This window comes from Burkholderia sp. Bp9140 (genome assembly GCF_003853425.1).
GTDB lineage: Bacteria > Pseudomonadota > Gammaproteobacteria > Burkholderiales > Burkholderiaceae > Burkholderia.
Genome location: NZ_QTPQ01000087.1, coordinates 1 through 3341, shown reverse-complemented (window position 1 = coordinate 3341; position 3341 = coordinate 1). Strand labels below are relative to the sequence as shown.

At 56.0% G+C, this 3341-nt stretch carries 3 protein-coding genes; 2 read left to right on the top strand and 1 reads right to left on the bottom strand.

The features are described from left to right. The first annotated feature begins 521 nt into the window (after positions 1 to 521). Positions 522 to 1748 (top strand): ATP-binding protein, encoded by a 1227-nt coding sequence (locus tag DIE21_RS36610; RefSeq protein ID WP_185642929.1) that lies wholly within the window; start codon positions 522 to 524, stop codon positions 1746 to 1748. Positions 1749 to 2011: 263 nt separating this feature from the next. Next, the gene (locus DIE21_RS36605; RefSeq protein ID WP_185642927.1) at positions 2012 to 2425 is read left to right on the top strand and encodes a hypothetical protein; all 414 of its coding nucleotides are present in this window, start codon (positions 2012 to 2014) and stop codon (positions 2423 to 2425) included. Between the two features lie 184 nt (positions 2426 to 2609). Here DIE21_RS36605 and DIE21_RS36600 read toward each other — a convergent pair whose 3' ends face one another. Next, a complete protein-coding gene (locus DIE21_RS36600; protein WP_124502183.1) occupies positions 2610 to 3116 on the bottom strand; it encodes an IS21 family transposase in 507 nt (168 codons plus the stop codon). Positions 3117 to 3341: the final 225 nt, after the last annotated feature.

Below are 3341 nucleotides of genomic sequence, written 5' to 3'. Positions count from 1 at the left end.
TCTTTTCTTCTTCATCGGCATATCCATGGCCTTTACACCTCATGATATGCCTCGCCCACGAAATCACGGATAGGTCCGTGGTCACCGGTGTCGGACGCACCTTCACGCCCGCAATATACACAGCGCTTCCCTTTGAATCGCTTGCTGCCCATATCGCGCACCCATTGTCTTGAGGTCCCAAAGTCCGAACTGACGCTGGCCATCTACCGTTTGCGACAACAGCTAGGGCGCAATTGTCCTCGAATCCGCACGAGGTACGCACGTGCACCTTCGAGATTGCCCCTTCATCAGGGGCTTACGCAGCAATATTGTAACTAAATGTTACGATGGCTTGTACGAAAGAGGGACAAAAGGAATCGATCGGCGATCACTTGCAGGGCGATGGAACAGCGAATGCATCGCTACTTAGCTAGAACAGCCTTTACTTGGCCACAATGCTCATCACTTGTCCAGATCGTCCCGTACTTGGCTTTATGTTGCGGGAGTGCTACGATTTTTCCAACTCAAGTAGGGAGCAGGATGTGGACATAGCAGAACGGTTCGAGTGGACGCAGAAAATTTCGGCGGTATTTACGCCGAGTGCGCCTATTGATCAAAAGGCACTGTTTTCCGGGCGTATCGAGCAATTTAGCGAAGTACTTACCGCCGTTTCGCAACGCGGCCAGCACGTAATCGTGTTTGGCGAACGGGGAGTCGGGAAGACATCTCTGGCGACTGTCATTTCGCGTGTATTCGGCGGCAAGGCAACGAACCGCCTTTCATCTGGCACTATTAATTGCGATCCGACCACGACGTTCTCATCGCTCTGGCATAAGGTGTTCCGCGAAGTTCCGGTGCCTAACCCCGCCCCAGGGGGCGGCTTGATCGCCGCTGAGTCCAAGATCGGCAGTGCCAATCTGGCTCAATTTCTGCCGGACGTGGTGACCCCGGACGACGTCCGGCATCTGCTGCAACGTATGCCCCGAATAGTGATCGTCATCGACGAACTCGATCGAATTCAAGACCGCGAAACGACGACGCTTCTTGCTGACACGATCAAGAATCTTTCGGACCATGCAGTGGAGAGCACGCTCATTTTGGTGGGTGTAGCCGACTCGGTTGACTCGCTGATCACTGAACATCAATCAGTGGAGCGGGCGCTTGTCCAGGTCCGGATGCCGAGAATGGACGTCACGGAGATTAGCGAGATCATCGACAAGGGTCTGTCGACGCTGGGAATGACGATGGATGAAATCGCCCGCGAAAAGATCGCAGTGCTGTCACAGGGATTGCCACATTACACGCATCTGCTGTGCCTGAACGCACTACTAAGCGCTGTTGATCGAGGCAGCAAACACGCGGAAACGATCGACGTGACCTCTGCAATCGAAAAGGCTCATAAGGGGGCCCAGCTGTCAATCATTAATGCATATCACAAAGCGACAACGAGTAGCCGAGAGAACTTATATCCGCAAGTCCTGCTCGCCTGCGCGCTCGCGAACCGTGATTCCTTGAATTACTTTGCGGCAGCAGACGTTCGGGATCCGATGTCCCGCATCATGCGGCGATCGTATGACATACCGGCGTATTCCCAGCATTTGAATGCGCTTTGCGAAGCGGCACGTGGGCCAATCTTGCAACGGACTGGTACAACGCGAAAATTTCGGTTTCGCTTCGTGAATCCGTTGATGCAACCGTACGTCGTAATGGAAGGGGTGAAGAAGGGCTATATCAAGGAGGAGGACCTGATAGCCGTCAATGCGCGCTGATCGCGCAAACTTCGCCACGGAAGAAGCGAACGGGAGTGGAGGCTCCCGTCGCTATCGGGAAAGGGACATCAAACCGCTCCTGATGTTCCCTCATGTCTTAGTACTTGTGCGACCGGAATGGTAGGTTGTCAGTTCCGGATAGTCAAGATGTGAGTTTGGCCGGAGCACGCTTTTACGGAGGTGTCGCATGTTCATGATGAACTCGCGGCCCAAGGTTGTCCGTGTGAGCAGCTACGTCCGCCGCCGGTTCGGCCGGCTCGAACGTGTCTGTCAGCACTGGCGATCGGCGCCAAGCACTTGATGTAGGCGGCGTTGAGCAAGCCACGCTTCGTGGCACGGCGTTTGTTGGCGCCCGGATTCGTCCGGGCGCCCTTGGAAACTCACATTTGATCGGATTTTATATGAATACTTTTATCGTCGGTTATGACCTCGTGCGCAAAGGTTCGCACGACTACTCGAACTTGATTGCCACGTTGGAAAACTCGTTTTCGAAGTGGTGGCACCATCTTGACTCGACTTGGGTCATCGTGACCGATAAGACCGCGAAACAAGTTCGCGACACCCTGCGTCCTCATATGCATCAGGATGACGAACTCCTCGTCATCCAGTCTGGTGGCGTTGGCGCGTGGGCCGGTTTCAATCAGGCCGGCTCGAACTGGCTCCTCAATAACTTGTAGCAGAGCGGCCGACTTCGAGCGGCAGCGAACTCCCTACGGCTCGGGATTGGCTGCGATTCGCCCACCGAGCAGCCGCGGCGATTCCTCAGCCAAGCGAGTGGCCAAGTCACTCCGACAATCGGAAGCCGAAACGCTACGGTAGCGTCAACGGCTGAGCTTGAACGGCGGATATCTTCGGCGATCTTTACTTGCGCACGTATGCCGGCGGGCCAATGCCGGCCCATAACGGACCTGACCGCCACATACGTGGCAATTCGAGCGCGAGCGTGCGCCAGCGCGCGAGGACGGCGGCGAATGTGCCGTCGTGCTTCGCGCGCCGAATCTTGTCGACAACGTTCCAGCCACGCACGTAGTACGCGAGGCTGCGCTGGCTCGAAAGGTAATGCGACGCGTGCACGCCGACCCAAGCGAGCATTTCGTCGGGCGTCACGTCCGGCGCGGCCGGATCGGGTTCGATGGTGGCTACTACAGGGGCTTCGACGTTTTTCGGCGCGCCGGCAGCCTCATCATGCGCTTCACACGCCAGTAGGCGCAGCAATTCAATGCGATGCCACGGTATCGGCGAGCGACCGGCGAGATAGTTGCGGACAGTGCGGGTGCAACAGCGCAACGTTCGCGCGATATCGCTGACGGACAGGCCGTCGATGAGGTCGAGAAGCTCCTGCAGCGTGCCGTGACGGAGATCGGACACTAGAAAACCTGCTGGACTGCAAAGAGCGGCGGTAAACTAACGTAAACCTTACATCTTTGCTCAGACAAATGCGTCGTTTTTGCCGATTCGGGCCATCGGTTTGGTTAGCCTTCCGAGTTGACATAACGTGAATTATCAAAGTGCCTGGTTGTAGTGGCTAAATTGAAATGTCCGCTTTTGGCTACATAGAAATGTCCGCTTTCGCGCCGCGTAAGCTGTCCGGCC